The sequence below is a fragment of the Streptomyces sp. NL15-2K genome, from assembly GCF_030551255.1.
GTDB lineage: Bacteria > Actinomycetota > Actinomycetes > Streptomycetales > Streptomycetaceae > Streptomyces.
The window spans coordinates 4,990,634-5,012,018 of sequence record NZ_CP130630.1 but is presented as its reverse complement, the minus strand read 5'-3'; the positions used below and the strand labels follow the sequence as shown (position 1 = coordinate 5,012,018).

Below are 21,385 nucleotides of genomic sequence, written 5' to 3'. Positions count from 1 at the left end.
GCACCGTGAACGCTTTCGGGAATCGTCAGGGCCACGACCGCTTCCCCCGCGCACAACCGGCCTGCTCATCCCGGCACTGAGGCGATCCGGGCAGCCACTCCCCGCACGGCCCCGCCCTCCCAACGACTCGATGGATGTCGACATGACTACACGTCCCCCCGATTCTCCAGCCCCCGCCGCCGCCCCACCCGCCACCGGTCAGCCTCCGGAGCAGGACGGTCTGCAGGCCGGCCTCAAGAACCGCCATCTGTCCATGATCGCCATCGGCGGCGTGATCGGCGCGGGTCTCTTCGTGGGCTCCGCCTCCGGTATCGCCGCCGCCGGGCCCGGCATCCTGGTGTCGTACGCGCTGGTCGGCGCCCTGGTCGTCTTCGTGATGCGGATGCTCGGCGAGATGGCCGCCGCCAACCCGTCCTCCGGCTCCTTCTCCGCCTACGCGGACCGGGCGCTGGGCCGCTGGGCCGGGTTCTCGATCGGCTGGCTGTACTGGTTCTTCTGGGTCGTCGTGCTCGCCGTGGAGGCGACCGCCGGTGCCGTGATCCTGGAAGGGTGGGTGCCGGCCGTACCGCAGTGGGCCTGGGCACTGATCGTGATGGTGGTCCTCACCGCCACGAACCTGATCTCGGTCGGCTCCTTCGGCGAGTTCGAGTTCTGGTTCGCCGGCATCAAGGTCGTGGCCATCTCGGGCTTCATCCTCCTCGGCGGCCTGGCGATCTTCGGTGTGCTGCCCGGTTCCGACCACGCCGCGACGGGCTTCAGCAACCTCACCGAACACGGCGGCTTCCTGCCGAACGGGCCCGGCACGATCCTCACCGGCATCCTGCTGGTCGTCTTCTCCTTCATGGGCAGCGAGATCGTCACCCTCGCCGCCGGTGAGGCCCCGGACGCGCGGCAGGCGGTCGCCAAGGCCACCAGGAGCGTGATCTGGCGGGTCGGCGTCTTCTACGTCGGTTCGATCCTCGTCGTGGTCTCCCTGCTGCCGTGGAACGACCCCTCGATCGAGAAGAAGGGCTCGTACGTCGCGGCCCTGGACACGATCGGCATCCCGCACGCCGGCGAGATCATGAACTTCATCGTGCTGACCGCCGTGCTGTCCTGTCTCAACTCCGGCCTGTACACCGCCTCCCGGATGGCCTTCTCCCTCGGGCAGCGCGACGACGCCCCGCGGTCCTTCGCACGGACGAACGCGCGAGGTGTCCCGCAGGCCGCGATCCTGGCCTCCGTGGCCTTCGGCTTCCTGGCGGTCGGCTTCAACTACCTGTGGCCGGACACGGTGTTCCAGTTCCTGCTGAACTCCTCGGGCGCGGTCGCGCTCTTCGTATGGCTGGTCATCTGCTTCTCGCAACTGCGGATGCGCGGAATCATCCTGCGCGAGAACCCGGACAAGCTCGTCGTCCGGATGTGGCTGTTCCCGTATCTGACGTGGGCGACGATCGGGATGATCACGTTCGTGCTCCTCTACATGCTCACCGACGACAAGGAGGGCGGTGGCCGCAGCCAGGTGCTGCTCTCCGTGCTCGTCGCCGCGCTGGTGATCGCGGTCGCCCTGGTGCGGGAGCGGATGCGCCCGAAGAGCCCGGAGGACGCGGTCGCGTCCCGGTAGGCGCGGCGGACTGCCGTACGTACGGCCCTTCAAGGCTCCCCGCCGTCTTCGGCGGGGAGCCTTCGGCATCCGGATCGGGCCCTTCCCCGGCTTCCGTGATACACCGGAAAGATCACCGCGTCTCCAACAGAGAGGGCACCGCCCATGGGCCTGCCTACGACCTCAACAACTCCTCTGCCGAGCGATACGAAGGTGCTGTCCATCGGGCTGCATCCGAGTGCGTTCGACTACAGCCGGATGCCCGAAGGTCTCGACGAGGCGGTGCTCACCGCCCGGATCAAGGCCGCGAACGCGGCGCTGCGCGAGTCGGGGTTCGATGCTGTCCCGTGCCTGATCGACACCTCTTTGGACCGCGCCGAGGCGACCGTCCGGGAGCATCTCCAGGAGCATGTGTACGGCTTGGCGATGATCGGCGGTGCCATACGTATGGCACCGGAGAACACTCTGCTGTTCGAGCGGCTGGTCAACGTCCTCACCGAGACGGCGCCCGGGATCCGGCTGTGCTTCAACACGGCGCCGGAGAACACGGTCGAGGCGCTGAGGCGGTGGATCCAGGCGTGAACGCGGCGGCTCGTCCCGGCCCTTGACCGCCCTCAGAGGGTGAGGTCGTCCCACCACCAGGTGATGGACGGCAGTGGCGGCGGTTCGTCGCTGGTGTCCAGCGGGCGGTCGGTCCAGGGGAGGTCTTCGGGCGGGCGCACTGCGCAAGATCAAAGGGTAGACGGACTGCTGCACAGGCACCGGCGCGCGGGATCGGCGTCCATCGCGCACAGCGCGGCCAGACGCGCCACCGCGTGCGTCCGGCTCCCGGCGATCGTCCCGCCGTGCGGATCGACGTCGTTCAGGAGATCGGGAGCGGAATCGCCCATGCCCAGCTCGGCGAGAGTCACCGGGCGGCGCAGTCTGCGAGTGAACGCCTCGGCGATCAACTCCCTGGTACGGGCCTGGGGGAACCGACCCCGCCAGCCAGTGGGCCACCGAGGTGCGGTCGTAGCACAGGCGGATGCCGTTCTCGGCACCGAGCGCGTTGACGTTCCGGGCCAGGGCCTCGTACGTCCAGTCGGCTGTGGAGAGCAGCATCCGCAGGGAGTCGTTGGCTGCACGACGGCCGGCCATCCCCCTCCTCAAAAGCAGAGTGGATTCAAGTGGATTCAATTGATTGCTGACCACTCTCCGCTGATGGTGCGATGCCCGTTCAGGGCGGAAGGGACCCCTCAATTAACCCCTTCGGGTAATAACGGCCGCTCGGTTGCGCATTATTGGTGCACGAGAAGTCGAATCAACTCAGGGCGACGCCGCGCGGAGTCGGCCGCCTTGAACCGGTAGCGAAAGTGACGGCCGCCGACGATCCGTCGCCGTGCGCAAACTCTTGACCATCCCACTCACCTGCCCCTACCGTCTCGCCGACACTGCGAACCATGTTCGAAAAGCCGAATAGCTGGGGCGAGTTGAGAGGCAGCCGCGCGCCGCGTTCCCCGACACCTGAGCTGCCCCGTAACGCCTGAGCACCCCCCCGCAACACCTGAGCCCCCCGCACCACCAGAGCACCCCGCACCACCTGTCCACCCGGTAGGCCCCGCCGATCGGTAAGAGCCGCTGCGGAAGCTGTCGAACCGGTTCGACGGCCTCCAGAAAGGACGCCACCATGCCATCCGCTCACAGAACCGCGCGGGGCAGAGCCCCGGCCGCCGTAGCGCTGGCCCTCGGCGCGGGCCTGCTGGCCGCGCCGGTCGCCCCCGCGCAGGCGGCGGACACGCCCCAGCCCACCGCCCGTTACACCTTCGACCAGGACGACCTCACCTCCGGGAAGATCACCGACAGTTCCGGCAACGGCCTGACGGCAGACCTGGTGAACGGCTCCACCGCCCAGTCCGTCGAGGGCGCGATCGGGGGCAAGGCGCTCGCCCTGCCCGGCGGGTCACCCGACTCCAACGGCGCGTACGTCCGTCTCCCCCGCGAGATCCTCGGCGACGCGGCCGACCTGACCGTCTCCGCCCGCCTGAAGTGGGGCGACGACAAGGCGTCCTGGCAGCGCGTCTTCGACCTCGGCACCAACAACACCAAGTACCTCTTCACCACCCCGTCCAACAACGGCGGAGTGCTGCGCACGGCCGTGACCACCGGGGGAGGGGGCGTGGAGGCACAGGTCAGCGGGTACGCGGAGCTTCCCGCGAACCAGTGGCGGACCGTCACCGTCACCCTCGACAGCACAGCCCACCGGGTCACCACCTACCTCGACGGCGTGGCGGTCTCCTCCGCTGCCACCGACGTCAAGGCCAGGGACCTGCTGGACGCTTCGGCCACGGCCGCCGGTTACATCGGCAAGTCCTTCTGGCCGGACCCGCTGCTCAAGGGCGCGATCGACGACTTCACCGTGTGGCACGCGGCGCTCAGCTCCGAGCAGGTGGCCGGCACGGTCGGGACCGTGCCCACCCTCCAGCAGCTCTCGCAGACGTCCTTCGAGGCACGCACCACGACCGGCACCGCCCCCTCCCTCCCCGCCGCCGTCCGCTCCTCCTTCTCCGACGGCTACGACCGTGACACGCCGATCACCTGGGACGCCGTACCGCCCGAGAAGTACGCGCAGCCAGGGACGTTCACGGTGGCCGGAACCGCGGCCGGGCGCGCTGTGAAGGCGACCGTCACCGTGGTCCGCGAGGGACAGCTCAACGTCGACCTCGGCTCGGACACCGGCGCGTTCCACGGCGGCGCCTCCGGCACCCTCTACGGCGTGTACGGACCGGACGTCCCCACCAACAACCTCATCGAGGGCATGGGCCTGCGCACCGTTTCCACGAAGGCGCAGGACGGCCCGCAGCACCCCGGTGCCGACGCGCTGGAAGTGGTCAAGCCGCTGGCCGACTCCACCGACGGTGACGTGTACATCTACATGACCGACATCCACCGCGGCTTCCCGTACCAGTGGCCGGGCAGCACTCCCGAGGAGAAGCTCAAGCTCTACCGGGAGAAGATCGCGAAGCAGGTCGACCAGGTCCTGAAGCTGCCGAAGGAGTACCAGGACAACATCGTCTTCGTGCCGTTCAACGAGCCCGAGGGCAACATGTTCGGCACCGGCGAGTGGAGCTACGACAAGGTCAGCTGGCTCAACGACCCCGACGACTACTTCGCCGCCTGGGACGACTTCTACAAGCTCATCAAGGGCAAGATGCCCGACGCCCGCATCGCCGGCCCCAACACCAGCGTCCTGTACGACCAGGTGAAGGGCTTCCTCACCCATGCCCTGGCCGCCGGCACCCTCCCGGACGTCATCACCTGGCACGAGCTGAGCCACCCGGAGGCGGTGCGCGAGAGCGTCGCCAAGTACCGGGCGTGGGAGAAGGACCTCTTCAAGGGCACCGCCAAGGCGGGTACCGAACTCCCCGTCAACATCAACGAGTACGCCTTCAACTACCACACCTCGGTCCCCGGCCAGATGATCCAGTGGGTGTCCGCGATCGAGGAGTCCAAGGTCGACGCCGACATCGCGTACTGGAACATCGACGGCAACCTCTCCGACTCCGCGGTGCAGTCCAACCGCGGCAACGGCCAGTGGTGGCTGCTGAACTCGTACGCCTCGATGAGCGGGCACACGGTGAAGGTGACCCCGCCGTTCCCCGGCGAGAACTACACCATGCAGGGCGTCGCCACGCTCGACGAGAAGAAGAAGCAGTCCCGGCTGATCTTCGGTGGCTCCACCGGCAAGGGCCACATCACCTTCGACAACGTCCCGAAGAAGCTCTTCGGCGACCGCGTGCACGCCTGGGTGAAGGAGATCGACTGGAGCGGGCAGGTGGGCGACAACCCCGGCCCGAAGCTGCTCTCCGAGCAGAACCTGAAGATCGGTGACGACGGCACGGTGGTCGTCGACTTCGGCGACGGCGCGCTGCCGACGCTGAAGGAGTCGTCGGCGTACGAGATCGTCCTCAGCCCGGCCGGGAAGGCGGCGGGCACCCAGTCGCCGCCCGTGCGCTGGCAGGGCTCGTACGAGGCGGAGGACGCCGCCCACACCGGGTCCGGCTACTCCAAGAACGGCCCGGAGGGCTCGCCCCGCGACGTGTCGAAGTTCTACACCTCCGGCGGCTACGACGTGGGCGGCCTGCGCACCGGCTCGGACGTCACGCTCGACTTCACCGTGGACGTACCGCAGGACGGCACCTACGACCTGAGCGTCTTCGCCAACTCCCTCAACACCTTCGACAAGGTGAAGGAACAGGGCCCGACCAACGTCTTCCTGAGCGTGGACGGCAAGGCGGACAGCGAGCAGGAGCTGTACCTGCCGCTCGGCTACAAGTGGGTGGTCTGGGACCACACCGACACCAAGGTCGAGCTCACCAAGGGCAAGCACACCCTGACGCTCGCCGCGAAGAGCGCCGACGGCGAGCGCGTCACGAAGGGTGACGCCATCGTCGACCGCCTCACCCTGTCCTTGCCGGAGGCTTCAGCCGGCACTCAGGTCTACGAGGGCGAACTGTCCTGGCTGGACGGCGGAGCGCGACCCGTCTACGACCTGCCGAAGCAGGCGGCCACCGGATCGGGCGCGGCCCGGCTCGCCAAGGGCCAGACCGCCACGTTCTGGGTCTACTCGCCCGCCGACCGTGAGGCCACCCTCAAGGTCGACACCCTCGGCGGCTCGGGCGCCCGGCTCTCCGTCAACGGCCACGACGTCCTGCGCCTGGCCAAGGGCAGGAACAGCGCGGCGGTCTCCCTCTCGGGCGGCGTCAACAAGGTGACGCTGACCGGAGGTTCGTCCACCACCCTCGTCGACCGCCTCAGGGTCACGCCGACCGAGGGCGCGCTGCCGGCGCGTACGTACGAGGCGGATGCCGCCAAGCTGGCGGGCTCGGCCACGCTCACCCCGCTCTCGCTGGCCACAGGCGGCACGGCGATCGCCGGCATAGGCGGCGATCCCGGCAACGGCAACACCGCGACGTTCACCGTCACCGCCGACCGCGACGGCCTCTACGCGCTCCGCGTCCGCTACTCCAACCCGGAACAGTCCGAGGCCACCCACTACAACCCGGACCCACTCGCCCGCCACGCCGACATCAGCGTCAACGGCGGCGAGGTGCGACGCGTCGGCTTCCCGCACAGCTTCCACCAGAACAACTTCTGGGAGCTGACCGTCCCGGTCCACCTGAAGAAGGGCCAGAACACGATCGTCTTCCGCTCCGAGGAACTGCCGAACTTCGACGGCACGACGTACGCCTCGGACACCTTCCCGGGCGTCCTGCTCCGGTCCCGCTACGCGCCGTTGATCGACCGGCTCACCGTCGCGCCGTACGCGAAGGAGGTGCGATGAGCCACTGACCACCGGCGGCGACCTCCGGCGGCGACCGCCGCCGGTGCCAGTGCCGGTGCCAGTGCCGTAGGAAGGTGCCCGGGTGCGTCGAGGTCGGCGGGCCCGGGCCCTTGCTGTTCGCCACGGTGTCTACGCGTCGGGGTGTCCAGCTCCGGAGGGCCCCGTGGTCCGGGAACCGTGGGGGAGTATCAGCGCGGAGTCGGTGTGGAGCGTGATGCGTGTCGGTATGAAGTCGACGGCGTCCGCCGGAGACTTTCCGGTGCCGGGATTGCGGGCGTAGCGCGGATGGGCACCCCCGCTGATCTGCCAGCGAATACGGTGGCCGGCCGAGAAGCGGTAGGCGGTGGTGCTCATCGGTACGGTGACCTCCGAGGGTGCCTGTCCCACCGTCCGAAGCCGTGCCAGTCCGTCACAGACATTGGTGGAGCGGCCCTGCGCGTCCACATCGCACAGGCGGGCGAAGACGTCGGTGTATCCGGTGTCCGTGGAGATACTCAGCCGCGCGGCGACCGGGCCGAGGATGTCCACGGGTTCGGCCAGCTGTGGGCCGGTGAACGTCAGGACGTCCTCTCGGGCCTCCAGGGCGCTGTTGTCGCGGGGACCGGCCGTGCGGGAGAGCAGGGGGCCGCCGATGGAGGGCGTGGGGTCGGCCGGGTCGTAGCGAAAGGACGTCAGTGGTACGGAGTCCGCGGGGGCCTGCTGGGTGAGATGCCCGTCCGGGGTGGGGAACCATGAGGTGGTGCCGGGGGAGAGCGGCCAGTCGTCGAGGTCCCGCCACGCGTCTTCGCCGCCGACGTGCACGCGCACGGCGGTGGGGCGCAGGCCGGAGGGCTCGGCGCACAGGTGGGCGCGCAGCCAGGCGAGGCTCTCGGCGAACACCTCGGGCCAGCCCTGCTGCAGTGCGGACGCATGGGTCCAGGGGCCGACGAGCAGGGCGGTGTCGCAGCCGGCCTGACGCAGGCGGGCGTACTGCTCGAAGCTCTGGTCGACCAGGGCGTCGTACCATCCGGTGATCAGGCTCGTGGGGACGCTCATCCGCTCGGCCGCCCGTGCCAGGGAGGCGCCGTTCCAGTAGGGGTCGCCGGCGTCCTGGTGCGTCATCACGTCGTCCAGCCACGGTATGTCGCCGAGGGCGGACGCGTACGCCCCGCGCAGCGGCCGTGCGGTGATGATGGCGCGCAGTCGGCGCTGCAGGCGCAGCGTCGCCCTCGCGAAGGGTGCGATCCCCCGATGCTGGTGCGTCATGCCCGCGCCGACGAGGAGGGCGTTCTCCAGTTGGAGGACCCCGTCAGTGTGGAACAAGGCGTAGGGGTCGTGCAGACCCACCTGCACCACCATCGCCTTCAGCTCCGGTGGGGGGTCCAGGGCGAGCGCCCACTGTACGTACCCCAGGTAGCTGGGGCCGACCGTCCCCAGGGTCCCGTTGAACCACGGCTGTTCGCGCAGCCAGGACACCGTGGCCCGGCCGTCGGCGGCCTCGTTGCGCCACAGGTCGAACTCACCGCCTGAGCCGCCGGTGCCGCGGCAGCTCTGCAGGACCACGTGGAAGCCCTGTTCGGCGAAGAGCATGCCGTACATGGGCGACCATGGCAGGCCCCTGCCGTACGGCGAGCGCACCAGCAGGGTGGGGAAATCGCCGTCGGCGCGCGGGAAGTAGTGGTCCGTGATCAACGGGCTGCCGTCGGCGGCCGGTACCGCCAGCCCCGGCTCCCATCCGACGTCGTGCCGCTTGGCCGGGAGACTGCGCCAGATCGCCCTCAACATCCGTGAGGACAGCGGCGGCTTCCGGGCGGGCGGTGTCCAGGCCGGCCTGGGCCCGGCGTCGTGGGTGTGTGATGCCATGGTTCCCCTCCTCGATTTCCCGTACGTTGTACGAGAATAGAGGATGCTTGGATGGGCCCGACAACGGCCTCGGTGATGAGGCCTCAGTGAAGAGGCCTCGTGGTGATGACGCCTCGTGATGAGTCATCAGTGATCGGCAGAAGGAGTGCGAAGACCGTGACGCGTGATGGCGGGTCCGGCACCACGGGTGTCGACCCCGAGCAGCTGTGGCTGAGCCCCGCTCAGTCCCGCAGGGGCCGCCGGCCCGCCTTCAGCCGCGAAGCGATCACGGCGGCCGCCGTCGCGCTGGCGGATGCGGAAGGGCTCGAAGCGGTCACCATGCGGCGGGTCGCCGCACAGGTCGGAGCCGGAGTCATGTCGCTCTACAGCTACGCCTCCGACAAGGAAACACTGCTGGAACTGATGGTCGACCACGTCAGCGGCGAACTGCCGACGTCGGGTGCGCTCACCGGCGACTGGCGCGCCGACCTGAAGGCCATCGCCCACCTCCAGCGTGGCCTCATGCTGCGCCACCCCTGGCTGCCCGCCGCCTTGTCCACCCGCCGCAGCCTCGGGCCCAACACCCTGGCGTTCCTGGAACACGCACTCGCCGCCTTGCGGCCCACCGGGCTGGACGGCGCGGCGAAGCTGGAGGTGTTCGCCCAGCTCACCGCATTCGTCGCCGGGCACGTCACCCACGAGATCACGCAGGCGGCAGCCACCCAGTCCCCCGACCGGGTCGCAGCCGAAGCCCGCTACCTCGCCGCTGTCGCCGCGGACGGCCGCCACCCGGAACTCGCCGAAGCGCTCTCCGCCCCCGCACGCGCCGTCACGCCCGAAGCCACGTTCACCCGGTTCCTCAACCGTCTGATCGACGGCCTCCGCACCGACTGATCGCGCTCCCGGCGAGCCAAGCGAGTTACCGCCCCCGGGCCGGAAGGAGGGTGGGCCGGGTTCGGAGCACCTCTTCGACGGAGGAGAGGGCGAAACGTACCGCGCCGGTGATCACGGCCTCGTCGCCCAGGGAGGACAGCCGCCACTGCGGCAGGTCGACGAGGACGATGTCGGCACCTGCGCGACGTACCAAATCCGCGCAGGAGACCCACGCTTCTCGGCGACCGCACCGTGCTGAGGCGGGCAGCAGCGGTCTCACCGACCTCGCATGAGCGTTCCAGATCCCCCGAGACGCTGTAGCCGAGGGCGAGCCACGCTCCTTCGTCAGTCCACGTCCTCGACACGGAGAAGCAGCAGATCGAAGGCCGGGCCGTCGGGTGTGTTCCTGTACTCGCCCGCATACCTGTAGCCCAGCCGCGCGTAGAGATCCTGGCCGCGCTGGTTGGAGGGCAGTGCGAGCAGTGAGGACCACTTCGGATTGATGGCCTGGAGCAGCGCGGTGTGCAGCCGTGTGCCGATGCCCTGGGACTGCCACGGTGGGCGCACGGCCAGTTCGCACAGCCCCATCAGGCGCTCCGTGCGGGCGCCCTCGGGGACCTGGTCGACAAGGCCGGAGCCGAACCAGTAGTCGGCGGAGCAGGGGAAGCCGTAGCCGAAGCCCACGGGAGTGCCGCCCGCGTACGCGACGACCAGAGTGAAGCCGGGGTGCTTGAGGTGGCTTTCGACCTGGCGGCGCAAGGCGGGCACGGACAGGCCGAGTGCCTCCGCGCTCGGATTGTCGACGAGTTCGGGGTGAGCGTCGGCCCAGATGTCGGCGAGCACGTCGAGCATCGGCGGCACCTTGCCGGGCCCGTAGGTGCGGATCACCACGTTGGTACGCGTGCTCGGGGTGGTCACCGTCTCCTCCTCAGCTGACACCGGTGATGGTGCGGTACTCCTCCAGCCAGTCAGCAACCGCCGGGACGGCGGCGTGCCGCTGAAGCGCGCTCTCGACGTTGTGCCGTGTACGTCCCCTCTTTGAGCCATTGATAGGCGGTGTGCAGCGCCTCGGAGGCAGCGCGGCGCAGGGTGGCGGAGCCGTGGTCGTAGCCGTGTGCGTAGATCTGGCTGACGGCTCGGTCGATGGCCCGCACGTCACCGATGCCGATCCGGACTGGCGGGTTCGCCGTGGCGGCCCCGAGCGGGATGACCGACAGGGCAGCACCCGCGCCGTCCATCACGAAGGCAGGGCGGTCCACGCCCAGCTCTTGTTCTGGCACGTCCGCCACGGATGCCGACGCGACCGGCCGCGCCGGACTACTGAGGCGGAACCCCAACTCACCCATGGTGCGCATGCCGTAGCCCGTCCGCCAGTGGACGCGCTCGACTCGGGGAGGAGCCGGCGGCCCGTCCGGCTCTCGCGTGGCATGGTCCAGCGGCAGCGGACCGAGGTCAGTCCTGCTTCTCTCCGAGGGCAGCGCGCAGCCAGTCCAGGGATCCGGTCGCCATTACCGCGTCGGCGAGTTCGTTGGCCGACTTCGTGGTGAGGCGGCCGCGGCTGTTGTCGATCCACCGCTGGGCGTTCTCGTAGCCCTGGGCTTTGTACTCGATGCCCTGGATCATGCACTCCAGCTTGTCGGCGTCCCGGGCGCAGACGGCTTCGGGGGACTCCTTCGACTCGTACTCGGCCACGAGTTCGCGCACCGCGGAGGCGAGGACTTCGGGCATGCCCGCGACCTGGTCGTCCGTGACCGCGCGCGGGTCCGCTCCCGGGGCGTACTTCTTGCCCAGATGGTTCACGTCGCCGGTGCGGGTCTCCTGCGAGTCGTGCCACACCGCGAGGAACGCGGCCCGGGCGGGATCCGCTCCTTCGAGCTTCGCGATGATGGTCGCGATGAGCGCGGTACGCCAGGAGTGCTCCGCCACCGACTCTGGGTCGCGTACGCCGGCCATCCACCAGCCGGTGCGCCTGGTCTGCTTCAACGTCCCCGCCTCGTACAGAAACCGCGCTACCGTTGACAGGTCTTCAGTCACCGTCGGACTCCTCTCACGCCTCGGCGAGGCCGATCGCATACCGGATGCTCTCCAGCTCCCGGCGCCCGCGCGCCGTCAGCTCCCGGCTATCCAACATCACGGGCAGCCGGTCGCGCAGGGTGCGGCCTGCTGCGCCGGATCGCAGCAGGCTGGGCCGGACCTGGAGCAGGGACCAGACGGAGTGGATGTTGAGGTCCACGTAGCCGTGATGCGGCGCGAGCCCCTGAGCGAGGTGGGCGAGGAGCCTGTCACCCGGCCACGGTCCGGGCATGCGGGCGGCGATGAAGTCGTCGCTCAACTCCAGGTGAGCGGTCTCGCCGACCCAGTACGCCCAGTAGTTCAGGTTCGCGGCCTCGCCTGCGTCGTCGTCGATGAGAGAGGTGTCGATGAAGTAGTTCATACGGTCTCGGTCACCTCTCCGGGCCGATACAGCGGCGACGGACCGGGAGTTGAGCCAGCGCGTGAGCCAGTCACCGGGACGTTCCGTGGCCTGCTGGTGGGCCAGCCACTCCGATGTGTCGGCCTGGCCGTCGTACCCGGAGAGGTAGAGGGCCTGGCGGCGGAGCAGGAACTGGTCCTCGCCGCGAGCCTGCTCCGCGGTACGCCGGATCTGCGTGAAGAACCGTGCCCGGTCGGAGACCGACAGCTCTGGTCCGGTCGGCGCGGGTCCTCGGCGCTTCCGGGGCGGATCGGGCAGGTCGCGGACGGACTGGGGTGGTACATGGTTGAGGGGCCAGGCGAGGACTTCGACGAGGTCGCGCTGCATTACCCAGGCTCCGAGCGGGCTTTCCTCGGCTGCGGCCTTGTCGTCGAGGGCGCCGGCGATGAGGACGTCCGCCTCCAGGGCGAGGTCCAGGGCTTGCAGGAGCGCGGGGGCGGTGCCCATCCGCATCAGCCGATGACGGTGCACAAGCATCTGCCCGACCGGTACGGCGGTCAGGGGGCGGCGGCCGGACTCCCACCCGGCGATCGTGTCCGGCGATACGCGCAGCTGTTCGGCTGCTTCCTCTTGGGTGTGTCTCTGCTGCTCTCGGACGAGCCGGAAGACGTAGCCGGAGATGACGCCCGCGCGGGGGCGTCCAGGTGAACCCTGACTGTCAGTCAGGGTTCGTCGCGAACTTGATCGCATGACAGCCTCACTCCCGCGCAATCGCGGCGAACCACTTGTACTCACGGTCACTTCAAGCGCTGATCACAGCGCCCTACCGTCGTAGGCATCACTGGACCAGCCTAGTAGGGAGGCTGTCACCGTGGGTGACGTTGCTGACGCTCCCAGCCTGGCGGCCGGTGGTCGGGCTACACGGAACACGAGCACCCCCAGGGACGCGACGATGACCATGACAGCTGCAACGGTGGGGCCACAGCGTTACCAGGAGCGGTACGCGGCGAGGCTGGAGGCCGCTGTTCAAGCCCGTCGGGACATAGCGCTGGCGCTGGAGACTTGGGGGCTGCACCGTCTGGTGGAGGCCGCCGAGCAGGTCGTCACGGAGCTGGTGGCCAACGCGGTGGAGCACACCGACGCGGCGACGGTCGGCGTCTCGATCACCCGGACCGGCGAGGACTCCACGCGAATCGTCGTGACGGACACCTCGCGCGCCAGGCCCGCCCCGGGCACGCCGTCCCCTGACGACGAGCACGGCCGCGGCCTCCTCCTGGTCGACGTCCTCGCGCACGCCTGGGGCAGCGAGCTGGTGCACGGCGGGAAACGGGTGTGGGCCGAGCTGCGCGCGGACGGCGAACAGTGAGTGCGGCACCTGTGGCCGAGCTGCCGCGCGTCGACCAGCTCAGCCCGCGCCAGCAGATGGCCATCGACTGCGCGCGCTGCGCTCGCCGGTTGGGGATGGCCGGCCTTGTGTGGGGTGAGGCGCGTCACCGCGGCTGGTTGTTCCAGCTGTGGGTCTGCGAGTTCTGCGCTCCCCGCCTGTCACTGGCGGTGCCCCTCAAGCCGCCGCCTGGTGCCGGAGACCGAGCGCCTGGCACCGGGCGGTGTACGACCCCCGCTCCGCCCCCACACAGCGGGCTCCCCACCGGGGCGGAACGGGCCCTGCAAGACCCTCGCCACCGTCCTCGGACGTAGGTGGGGCGGAGAACAGTCCGAGCAGCATCAACGACAGGAGGCACGCATGCCCACAGCAGCAGCACTCGTCCCGTTCGGCGCCCGCGCCGAACGCACCCCGTACACCGTGACCCTGGAGGCGGGCTCGTTCACGTACGACCCGGTCCGGCAGGTCAACGTCATGACCGAGGGCACCGGCGCCCTGTGGAGCCGGTCCGCCAACCTGGCCGGAAGCTGCACGAACACCAACTGGGACAGCAAGAACGACGACACCGCCGACCCGTACCTGATGCGGTGACGCAGCACCTGTCCGGCGGCCCGGTGCTGGTCGTCACCAAGGAACTGGACCCCGCGGCGGACCTGGTGGTCGACGAGCTGACGATCCGGCACGTGCCGGTCATGAGGTTCGACATGGGCGACTTCCCACAGACCATCTCCCTGTCCGTCGCACACGCTGCAGCACCCTGGGCGGGGATCCTGGCTGACGAGTATCGCTCCGTGCGGCTGGAGGAGGTGAGGGCCGTCTACTACAGGCGGCCCCGCCTTCCCGCCGTCTCCGAGCACATGGAGGAGCCCCACCGCTCGTGGGCGAACGAACAGGCGTTGGCCGGCCTGCTCGGCACGCTGTACGCGCTGCCGGTGACATGGGTCAACCGGCCCGAGGCGGACGGCATCGCCTCCCACAAGCCCGGACAACTCCCGGTGGCGGCGGCCCACGGGCTCCGTACGCCCCGCTCGCTGATCACCACCGACCCGGAGGCGGTCCGCAAGTTCTGCCACCAAGTGGGCGGCCGGGTGATCTGCAAGCCGCTCATGGGCGGCCCGCTGGAGTACCCGGACGGCCGTCGCACCGGGGTCCCCACACACGTGGTCGACCCCGACGCCATCGACGACTCCGTGTCCCTGACGGCGCACCTGTTCCAGGAGTGGGTGCCCAAGTCGCACGAGGTGCGGCTGACCGTCGTGGGCACGGAGATGTTCGCGGCCGAGATCCACGCGGGCAGCGACGCGGCCCGCGTGGACTGGCGCAGCGACTACGACGCGCTCACCTACGACGTGTGCAAAGTGCCGGACGACGTGAGGGCGGGCGTGCTGGGCTGGCTGGAGCACTTCCGGCTCAACTTCGGCGCGTTCGACTTCGCCGTCACCCCGTCCGGGGACTGGGTGATGTTCGAATGCAACCCGTCCGGAGAGTGGTCCTGGATCCAGAACCGCACCGGCCTGCCCATCGCCGCGCACATCGCTGACCTACTCGCCAAGGGACGACCATGACGACGCACACCGAAGAGCGCGCCGAGGAGCTGCGCTCGGCGCTGGCTGACGGTCTGGAGGCCAGCGGCCAACTGACCGACCCGACATGGCGGAAGGTGTTCGAGACCGTTCCGCGCCACCCGTACGTGCCGGAGTTCTGGACCCTGACCAGCGAGGGGCAGCGGCGAGTGACGTCCGCCGATCCGGACTGGCTTGACCTGGTCTACGCGGATGACGCGCTGGCCACGCAGCTCACGGACGGCGTGGCCACCTCGTCGTCGACGGCCCCTGGGCTGATGCTCGTCATGCTCCAGGCCCTCGACGTCGCCGACGGTCACCGCGTGCTGGAGATCGCGACCGGCACCGGCTACAACGCCGCGCTGCTGTCCGAGCGACTGGGCAGCCACCAGGTGGTGACGGTGGAGGTTGACCCGGTGCTGGCGCGGCTGGCGGGATCGCGGCTGCGGTGCTCCGGATACACCCCGCTCGTCATCACCGGGGACGGGCGCGAGGGGTACGCGGCCCGTGCCCCGTACGACCGGCTGATCGCGACCTGTGGGTTCAGCACGGTCCCGGCCGCGTGGCTGGAGCAGGTGAAGCCCGCGGGCCTGATCGTGTGCCCGGTGGGCTGGGGCACGGTGCGCCTGGTCGTCGCCGACGACGGCCGCGCCGAGGGCAGGTTCCTGCCCGTCGGCTCGTACTTCATGGCCGTACGCGACGCCGGCACCACCGGCGCCCCGGCCCACCCCGGCAGGCCGGACGCGACAAGCGGCCGGCTCACGGGCTTGGACCTGAACGTCGTCGCCGAGGACGAGGCGTTCCGGTTCGTGCTGTCCCTCGTCGCCCCCGACACCGCGTTCGCCTTCGAGCGCGGCGACGATGGCCGCGTGACGGCCGTGGAGCTGTGGGGCGCTGACGGCGCGTGGGCGCGCGCCGAGGACGGCACCGTACGGCAGGCCGGGCCGCGCCTGCTGTGGGATGCGGTGGAGGCCGCGCACGAGCTGTACGTCGAGCACGGCCGGCCGGGCCGTGAGCGCTTCGGGGTGACCGTGACCGCCGAGGGACAGCGCATCTGGCTCGATACCCCGAGTCGGCCGGTGCCTCGGGCCGCCGCGACGGACTGAGCACCAACCCGCCTGCACGAGGCTCTGCGCGACCCACCGGGCGTTGCGCGGGGCCTCGTCCATCTCGGGCGTGCCGGCTGGGCGGTTGTAGACGTTCAGCGAGATGGTCAGCCCGCCGCCGGCGGTTGTAGGTAGCGATTGCTGCCCTTCGCTACTGTCCTGCAGCCAGGGGAGCCCGATACGAGGACGCTCTTGGCATCGTGGCGGCCTGCTCCGGACGGCTACGGTGGCCGAACGGAAGGCCGCTCGGCATCGACGGCCGGTCGAAGTGGATCCGGCCTCACACGCCGACCGCTCCGTCGATGCGCTCGCGGAGCAGGTCGGCATGGCCATTGTGGCGGGCGTACTCCTCGATCACGTGGATGAGTACCCAGCGCAGCGACACCGTTCCGCGCCAGGAGTCGTCGCCCTCGACGTCGAGGTCGGGGGCCTCGGTGACGAACTGTTCGGCGAAGGCCACCTCGGCCCGCCACGCCTCCCACGCCGCGGCGACGACTCCGGGGTCGTCCGTGGCACCGTTGAAGTCCTCGTCGGGGTCGGTAGTCGAGGAGAAAAGGGTCGGCGCGTCCTGCCCGGCCAGGACCCGCCGGAACCAGCGGCGTTCCACATCGGCGAGGTGTCGGACCAGGCCGAGCAGCGAGAGCGTGGACGGCTCCACGGACCGCAGGGACAACTCCCGGCCCAGGCCGGAGCACTTCAACCGCAGCGTGGCCCGCTGGGCACTCAGGACATCGATGAGCATCCGCCCTTCGTCGCCGGTCGTCGGGCCGGTGAACCGGCGACCGCTGTCGGCGCCGCCGAACAGTTCGGCTCTTCTGGTGGGATCGCTCATGTCCGCCCTTCGGTTCGCGCGGTGCGCACGGTAGTCGGAGTCACGCATGCCCGTCAGGGCTTTACGGCGTGGAGGATCCGCATCCCCCTGGAGTCCGCGGCATCGTGGCGGACGTCCAGTCCGGCCGCCCGGCACTGTTCGACCAGCCAGGAGGACGCGATCCGCAGCTTGGGGTAGCTGCTTGTCCGTTGGCGCCAGGAGCCGTTGGTCCGGGTGTGGAGCAGGTCGTGGACGATCACCGTGTCCTCGTCACGGTATTCGAGGAAGCAGGTGAGCAGCCGGTCGTCGCTGCTGCGGACCGGGACGAAGCGGTCCGTGCCGCGCAGCTCCGCTGTGAGATCGCGGTAAGTGACGACGAGGTGCCCGCCCGAGGCGAGCGCGCGGCTGATGTGGCCGAGCAACACGGGGACGTCCGCCTTGGACGGGAGGTGGGGAAGCGTGTCACCCATGCAGACGACGGCCGCGACCGTGCCCGGCCCGGCCGCCGCGGGCAGCACGGTACGGATGTCGCCATGCACCGGCCGTACCACCTCGGCGCTCCGGAGGTTTTCGTCGCCCCGGACGTACGAGACGAGCTCGTCGAGCAGCAGGCGGCTGGTGTCCACGGCGATCACGGGGGAGAAGCCGAGGCGGACCAGCGCCAGCGTCTGGGCACCGGAGCCGCAGCCCAGGTCGACGGCCGTCCCGTCGGCTTCGGCCCCCGCCAAGCCGAGTTCAGCGAGCAGCGCGGCCTGGCGGTCGGCGACCTCGTGGACGTCACCGCCCAGCATCCAGGTGTAGTGCTCGGCGAGGAGGCGGTCGTAGTGGTCGACGGCGGTACCCGCGTCGGGGGTCATGGCGTAGTCCTCCGGGTTGTCTGTACGCCTTGCGGTCCGCCTGTCTGCGCGAGCAGTGAGGCGTCGGGCCAGGTGAAGCGAAGCATGGCGGGGGAGCCGGCGAGCCGGGACGCCACGCCGCCGGGGGCTGGGACCGGCGCCTTCTCGACGCGGGTGCCGCCCATGGCCTGGTAGAACGCCTGTGCCGCCGTGTTCTGTTCGAGCACCCACAGGTACATGCCGTCGCCCCTCGCGCGCTCGGTAACGGCCTTGGCGGCGCGGGAGAGCAGCGCGGTGCCGAGGCCCGATCGCCGGCGGTGCTGGGTGACGTGCAGATTGTCGACGCGGCTGCCCCAGCGGCCGTCCTCGTCGAAGACGACGTGGACGAACCCCGTAAGCCCGGTGTCGTCCTCGGCCACGACCGTCGCACTGCTGCCCGGGGCGGACAGGCGCGCGGACCAGACGGACCGCCGGTCGGCCACCACATCGCCGTCCAGGAACGCGTCGGAGTACGCGCCGCGGTAGTGCCGACGCCAGCTGTCGGCGTGCAGCAGTGCCACGCTCTCGGCGTCACCAGGCCCCGCGGCCCGCAACCGTGACGACGCCGTGGGCGAGCCGGCGGCACCCAGCCGACGCCGGGCCAGCTCGCTCGCCGCCCGCGCCGGGGTCTGGCCGCTGCGCCGCGCGGTGTCCAGCAGGTCGTCGACGGTGTCCTCGATGGCGCGGACTCGTGCACGGGCGTCGTCGGCACCGACGCGGTGGAGCTCGGTGCTGACGGCGTTGATGACTCCTCCCGCGCTCGCGACATAGTCCGGCACCCAGATGATGCCGCGCTGGTGCAGCAGGTCCGCCACATCCGGCGTGGCGAGCTGGTTGTTCGCCGGTCCGACCACGGCTCGGCAGCGGAGATCCGCCACGGACCGCCTGGTCAGGACGGAGCCGAGAGCCGCGGGGACCACGATGTCCACGTCCGCGGCGAGGATCTCCTCGGGCGACCGCCAGACAGCGCCGAGCTCGTCGCTGATCTTCCGCTTGTCCGGATCGATGTCGGTCACCGTCAGAGCGGCTCCCTCGGCGGCGAGCAGACGGGCGAGCCCGGCGCCGACACGGCCCAGACCGACCACGGCGAGACGGCGGCCGACCGGACTCGAGCTGCCGTACAGCCGTCGGCCGACGGCCCGCAGTGCGGCGAGGGTTCCCTGCGCGGTGTGCGGGGACGAGTCGCCGCTGCCGCCCAGACGGGCCGGCCGGCAGAACACATGAGGAGTGATTTCCCCGATCAAAGCCATGTCCTCGGGCCCGGTCCCGACATCCGGCCCGGTGGCGTACACACCGCCCAGCGACGCGATGACGTCCGCCACGTCATGCAGCACGTCGCGGCGCCGCCCGTCATCGAGCTCCGTCCCCTCCGGCAGGACCACGACGGCCTTCCCGCCCCCGCTGGGCAGCCCGGCCACGGCGAACTTCGAGGTCATCGCCGCCGACAGCCGAAGGGCGTCGGTGAGGCCGTCCCGCCAGTCGGGGTAGTGCCAGAGCCGCAGGCCGCCGGCCGCCGGGCCGAGTGCCGTCGAGTGAACAGCCACGATCACCGGCAGCCGGGAACGCCGACCGGTGTGGATCGCGACCTGCTCGTGATCGAGCATGAGTCCGCAGCCCCTTCGTTCGTCCGTCTTTCATATGCTTCTCGTTCGTCCGCTTCGACGACGCCATACTGGACGACCGACTCATCACTCAGGGGCTCGACCGAACGTTTGGCTGAAGATTGGGTACCGTACCCGGCCATGGATGAACTTGATTCGGAGATCGTCCGGCTTCTCCAGACAGATGCCCGGCAGTCCAACCGCGAACTCGCCCGACAGCTCGGCATCGCCCCGTCGACCTGCCTGGAGCGGGTCCGGGCGCTCCACCGCCGGGGCGTCATCCGCGGCTACCACGCCGACATCGATCCCGCGGCCCTCAACCGCGGCGTTCAGGCGCTCGTGTCGGTTCAGGTACGCCCGCTCAGCCGCGCCGTCATCGACACCTTCAAGGCCTTCGCCGGCGGCCTGCCGGAAGTCCTCCACGTCTTCGTCCTCTCCGGGGGCGACGACTTCCTCCTCCACGTCGCCGTCCAGGACCTGGACCACCTGCACGCCTTCCTCACCGACCGGCTCAGCAAGCGCGGCGAAATCACCGGCTTCCGCACGTCGGTCATCTTTCAGCAGGTGAGCAACACGGCCCCCGCACGCCTTCCCTCACGGGACTAGGCGCGAGCCGAGCGCGTCACCGCCCCCGGGCCGGAAGGAGCGTGGGCCGGGTGCGCAGCACCTCTTCGACGGAGGAGAGGGCGAAACGTACCGCGCCGGTGATCACGGCCTCGTCACCCAGGGAGGACAGCCGCCACTGCGGCAGGTCGACGAGGAGGCTGCCGGCTTCCTCCTCGGCGGCACTCAGGAGGAGTTCCCCCGCCGGGAGCAGGTCGGGAGCGGCGAACAGGCTGGTGCCGAGCACGACCAGGGCCGGGTCGAGCGCGAGCAGCACGGGGGCGATCCCGGCGGCCAGTCTCCTCCCGTACGACGTGATGGCCGCGACCGCTTCCGGATCCCCCGAGGCGGCGCCACGGACGATGTCGGCGCCTGCGCTACGTACCAGGTCCGCGCCATGGTTCTCGACGTTCTCGACCAGGGGTTCGAGGCCCGGCTGCGACGAGGTGCTGCCGGGGAAGCGGATGAATCCGATCTCACCGGCCGCGCCGCGGTGCCCGCGCAGCAGGCGTCCGCCGGTGATGATGCCGGCACCGAGGCGTTCACCGAGCAGGACGAAGACCATCTCGTCGGCCGAGCCGCCGACCCCGCGCCACTGCTCGCCCAGCGCGGCGAGGTTGGCGTCGTTCTCCACGGCGACCGGGCAGCCGAGGGCGTCGCGGAGGGTGGTGACGACGTCCGCCTCGGCCCAGCCCTTGAGGTTGTCGGCCTGCCGGATACGGGTGTTGCTCCGGTTCACCAGACCGGGGGTGCCTATCGTCGCGGCCCACACTCTCCGGGCATCGGCTCCGGAACTGTCGATCGCGCGCCGCACCACCGCGGTGACGGCGCGGGCACGGGCCTGGCCGCCCAGATCGGCGCGCACCGACCTGCGTTCGACGGCCACCACCCGGCCGTCGAGGTCGGCGAGGCAGGCACTCACCGATCGGGGCCGTACGTCCACGCCGACGACGAAGCCCGCGTGCGGGCGGAACCGGAACCGGCGGGCCGGGCGACCGGGCGACCGCTGGCCACGGGCGGAGACGGCCGGGGCGACCTCGATGAGGCCGCAGTCGGTCAGTTCCTCGACGATCGCTTCGACTGTGGGCCGGGAGAGCTTGGTCGCCTCGGCCAGTGTGGACAGCCGGGGGTGCGGGTCCGTCGAGCGGACGGCGGCGAGGATGGCCGCGGCGTTCGTGGCACGCAGGTCCGCGACGCCCACCACCGCGGGCAGTTCGTGCCCGGGAGCGTTCGGCTCCGCCGGCCCTCCGAGCGGCCACAGCGCCTGCATGATCAACCTCCTGGGGAGTGGTGCGGCGGGGACCGGCGCGGCCGCACCGACGATAACAATCCAGCCGTGAGTCCTTGACGCGGGTCGAACTGCCTCCGATTATAAAACGCAACTGCTTTATCGAACTACCCAAGCGGCAGTCGAACTGTCGAGCTGCCGTTCCA

Annotated in this window: 20 protein-coding genes; 9 read left to right on the top strand and 11 right to left on the bottom strand. The window is 70.2% G+C overall.

Going from position 1 to position 21,385, the window contains the following annotated elements; genetic code table 11:
• Positions 1–142 precede the first annotated feature (142 nt).
• Complete coding sequence (locus Q4V64_RS22280; protein ID WP_124444311.1) at positions 143–1,603, top strand: amino acid permease; 1,461 nt, start codon at positions 143–145, stop codon at positions 1,601–1,603.
• Between the two features lie 144 nt (positions 1,604–1,747).
• Positions 1,748–2,164 carry a hypothetical protein gene (locus tag Q4V64_RS22275; RefSeq protein ID WP_124444310.1) on the top strand — a complete coding sequence of 139 codons (417 nt, stop codon included), beginning with the start codon at positions 1,748–1,750 and terminating at the stop codon, positions 2,162–2,164.
• A 149-nt stretch (positions 2,165–2,313) separates the two neighbouring features.
• Here the strand turns inward: Q4V64_RS22275 and Q4V64_RS22270 are convergent, their stop codons facing one another.
• Entirely contained in the window at positions 2,314–2,532 is a 219-nt protein-coding gene (locus Q4V64_RS22270; protein WP_124444309.1) for a hypothetical protein, read from the bottom strand.
• Between the two features lie 716 nt (positions 2,533–3,248).
• Between Q4V64_RS22270 and Q4V64_RS22265 the strand changes: the two genes are divergently transcribed.
• Positions 3,249–6,902 carry a LamG-like jellyroll fold domain-containing protein gene (locus tag Q4V64_RS22265; protein ID WP_124444307.1) on the top strand — a complete coding sequence of 1,218 codons (3,654 nt, stop codon included), beginning with the start codon at positions 3,249–3,251 and terminating at the stop codon, positions 6,900–6,902.
• 129 nt (positions 6,903–7,031) lie between these two features.
• On the opposite strand, the gene Q4V64_RS22260 is transcribed toward Q4V64_RS22265, so the two are convergent.
• Positions 7,032–8,744: a CocE/NonD family hydrolase gene (locus Q4V64_RS22260; protein WP_124444306.1), complete on the bottom strand. Its 1,713-nt coding sequence runs from the start codon at positions 8,742–8,744 to the stop codon at positions 7,032–7,034.
• Between the two features lie 156 nt (positions 8,745–8,900).
• On the opposite strand from Q4V64_RS22260, the gene Q4V64_RS22255 reads away from it, so the two are divergent.
• Complete coding sequence (locus Q4V64_RS22255) at positions 8,901–9,617, top strand: TetR/AcrR family transcriptional regulator C-terminal domain-containing protein (protein WP_124444305.1); 717 nt, start codon at positions 8,901–8,903, stop codon at positions 9,615–9,617.
• Positions 9,618–9,642: 25 nt separating this feature from the next.
• Here Q4V64_RS22255 and Q4V64_RS22250 read toward each other — a convergent pair whose 3' ends face one another.
• The 5 genes from Q4V64_RS22250 to Q4V64_RS22230 all read right to left on the bottom strand — a co-directional run bounded on the left by Q4V64_RS22250 (position 9,643) and on the right by Q4V64_RS22230 (position 12,759).
• Positions 9,643–9,810, bottom strand: a complete 168-nt coding sequence (locus tag Q4V64_RS22250; RefSeq protein WP_172629514.1) for a hypothetical protein — start codon at positions 9,808–9,810, stop codon at positions 9,643–9,645.
• Positions 9,811–9,941: 131 nt separating this feature from the next.
• Positions 9,942–10,514, bottom strand: a complete 573-nt coding sequence (locus tag Q4V64_RS22245) for a GNAT family N-acetyltransferase (protein ID WP_124444304.1) — start codon at positions 10,512–10,514, stop codon at positions 9,942–9,944.
• 50 nt (positions 10,515–10,564) lie between these two features.
• The gene (locus tag Q4V64_RS22240) at positions 10,565–10,951 is read right to left on the bottom strand and encodes a hypothetical protein (protein WP_253267356.1); all 387 of its coding nucleotides are present in this window, start codon (positions 10,949–10,951) and stop codon (positions 10,565–10,567) included.
• Positions 10,952–11,048: 97 nt separating this feature from the next.
• Positions 11,049–11,630, bottom strand: coding sequence for an HD domain-containing protein (locus Q4V64_RS22235; protein WP_124444303.1), 582 nt, complete (start codon positions 11,628–11,630; stop codon positions 11,049–11,051).
• Positions 11,631–11,643: 13 nt separating this feature from the next.
• Positions 11,644–12,759, bottom strand: coding sequence for a helix-turn-helix transcriptional regulator (locus tag Q4V64_RS22230; RefSeq protein ID WP_124444302.1), 1,116 nt, complete (start codon positions 12,757–12,759; stop codon positions 11,644–11,646).
• Positions 12,760–12,961: 202 nt separating this feature from the next.
• Here Q4V64_RS22230 and Q4V64_RS22225 point away from each other — a divergent pair, with 202 nt between their 5' ends.
• The 4 genes from Q4V64_RS22225 to Q4V64_RS22210 all read left to right on the top strand — a co-directional run bounded on the left by Q4V64_RS22225 (position 12,962) and on the right by Q4V64_RS22210 (position 16,061).
• Positions 12,962–13,375: an ATP-binding protein gene (locus tag Q4V64_RS22225; protein ID WP_253267355.1), complete on the top strand. Its 414-nt coding sequence runs from the start codon at positions 12,962–12,964 to the stop codon at positions 13,373–13,375.
• A 378-nt stretch (positions 13,376–13,753) separates the two neighbouring features.
• Complete coding sequence (gene tgmA / locus Q4V64_RS22220; protein WP_124441999.1) at positions 13,754–13,984, top strand: putative ATP-grasp-modified RiPP; 231 nt, start codon at positions 13,754–13,756, stop codon at positions 13,982–13,984.
• Positions 13,981–14,958 carry an ATP-grasp ribosomal peptide maturase gene (tgmB, locus tag Q4V64_RS22215; RefSeq protein WP_253267354.1) on the top strand — a complete coding sequence of 326 codons (978 nt, stop codon included), beginning with the start codon at positions 13,981–13,983 and terminating at the stop codon, positions 14,956–14,958. Before tgmA ends, tgmB begins: the two co-directional genes overlap by 4 nt.
• Positions 14,955–16,061 carry a protein-L-isoaspartate(D-aspartate) O-methyltransferase gene (locus Q4V64_RS22210; RefSeq protein WP_124444301.1) on the top strand — a complete coding sequence of 369 codons (1,107 nt, stop codon included), beginning with the start codon at positions 14,955–14,957 and terminating at the stop codon, positions 16,059–16,061. The genes tgmB and Q4V64_RS22210 overlap by 4 nt, the downstream gene beginning before the upstream one ends.
• 280 nt (positions 16,062–16,341) lie before the next feature.
• Here the strand turns inward: Q4V64_RS22210 and Q4V64_RS22205 are convergent, their stop codons facing one another.
• Genes Q4V64_RS22205 through Q4V64_RS22195 form a run of 3 tightly spaced genes read right to left on the bottom strand, consistent with a single transcriptional unit; the run spans position 16,342 to position 19,351 of the window.
• The gene (locus Q4V64_RS22205) at positions 16,342–16,893 is read right to left on the bottom strand and encodes a DinB family protein (RefSeq protein WP_124444300.1); all 552 of its coding nucleotides are present in this window, start codon (positions 16,891–16,893) and stop codon (positions 16,342–16,344) included.
• Positions 16,894–16,946: 53 nt separating this feature from the next.
• Complete coding sequence (locus Q4V64_RS22200) at positions 16,947–17,729, bottom strand: class I SAM-dependent methyltransferase (protein WP_124444299.1); 783 nt, start codon at positions 17,727–17,729, stop codon at positions 16,947–16,949.
• Positions 17,726–19,351, bottom strand: a complete 1,626-nt coding sequence (locus tag Q4V64_RS22195) for a GNAT family N-acetyltransferase (protein WP_124444298.1) — start codon at positions 19,349–19,351, stop codon at positions 17,726–17,728. Before Q4V64_RS22195 ends, Q4V64_RS22200 begins: the two co-directional genes overlap by 4 nt.
• Positions 19,352–19,489: 138 nt before the next feature.
• On the opposite strand from Q4V64_RS22195, the gene Q4V64_RS22190 reads away from it, so the two are divergent.
• Positions 19,490–19,954 (top strand): Lrp/AsnC family transcriptional regulator, encoded by a 465-nt coding sequence (locus Q4V64_RS22190; RefSeq protein ID WP_124444297.1) that lies wholly within the window; start codon positions 19,490–19,492, stop codon positions 19,952–19,954.
• Positions 19,955–19,970: 16 nt separating this feature from the next.
• Here Q4V64_RS22190 and Q4V64_RS22185 read toward each other — a convergent pair whose 3' ends face one another.
• Positions 19,971–21,221, bottom strand: coding sequence for an ROK family protein (locus Q4V64_RS22185; RefSeq protein ID WP_124444296.1), 1,251 nt, complete (start codon positions 21,219–21,221; stop codon positions 19,971–19,973).
• Positions 21,222–21,385 lie beyond the last annotated feature (164 nt).

Bases quoted from the DNA above. Each gene is read 5' to 3' on its own strand.
- Q4V64_RS22280 (WP_124444311.1), top strand. From the start codon at position 143: ATGACTACACGTCCCCCCGATTCTCCAGCCCCCGCCGCCGCCCCACCC.
- Q4V64_RS22275 (WP_124444310.1), top strand. From the start codon at position 1,748: ATGGGCCTGCCTACGACCTCAACAACTCCTCTGCCGAGCGATACGAAG.
- Q4V64_RS22265 (WP_124444307.1), top strand. From the start codon at position 3,249: ATGCCATCCGCTCACAGAACCGCGCGGGGCAGAGCCCCGGCCGCCGTA.
- Q4V64_RS22260 (WP_124444306.1), bottom strand. From the start codon at position 8,744: ATGGCATCACACACCCACGACGCCGGGCCCAGGCCGGCCTGGACACCG.
- Q4V64_RS22240 (WP_253267356.1), bottom strand. From the start codon at position 10,951: ATGCGCACCATGGGTGAGTTGGGGTTCCGCCTCAGTAGTCCGGCGCGG.
- Q4V64_RS22230 (WP_124444302.1), bottom strand. From the start codon at position 12,759: ATGCGATCAAGTTCGCGACGAACCCTGACTGACAGTCAGGGTTCACCT.
- Q4V64_RS22225 (WP_253267355.1), top strand. From the start codon at position 12,962: ATGACCATGACAGCTGCAACGGTGGGGCCACAGCGTTACCAGGAGCGG.
- tgmA (WP_124441999.1), top strand. From the start codon at position 13,754: ATGCCCACAGCAGCAGCACTCGTCCCGTTCGGCGCCCGCGCCGAACGC.
- Q4V64_RS22210 (WP_124444301.1), top strand. From the start codon at position 14,955: ATGACGACGCACACCGAAGAGCGCGCCGAGGAGCTGCGCTCGGCGCTG.
- Q4V64_RS22205 (WP_124444300.1), bottom strand. From the start codon at position 16,893: ATGAGCGATCCCACCAGAAGAGCCGAACTGTTCGGCGGCGCCGACAGC.
- Q4V64_RS22200 (WP_124444299.1), bottom strand. From the start codon at position 17,729: ATGACCCCCGACGCGGGTACCGCCGTCGACCACTACGACCGCCTCCTC.
- Q4V64_RS22195 (WP_124444298.1), bottom strand. From the start codon at position 19,351: ATGCTCGATCACGAGCAGGTCGCGATCCACACCGGTCGGCGTTCCCGG.
- Q4V64_RS22190 (WP_124444297.1), top strand. From the start codon at position 19,490: ATGGATGAACTTGATTCGGAGATCGTCCGGCTTCTCCAGACAGATGCC.
- Q4V64_RS22185 (WP_124444296.1), bottom strand. From the start codon at position 21,221: ATGCAGGCGCTGTGGCCGCTCGGAGGGCCGGCGGAGCCGAACGCTCCC.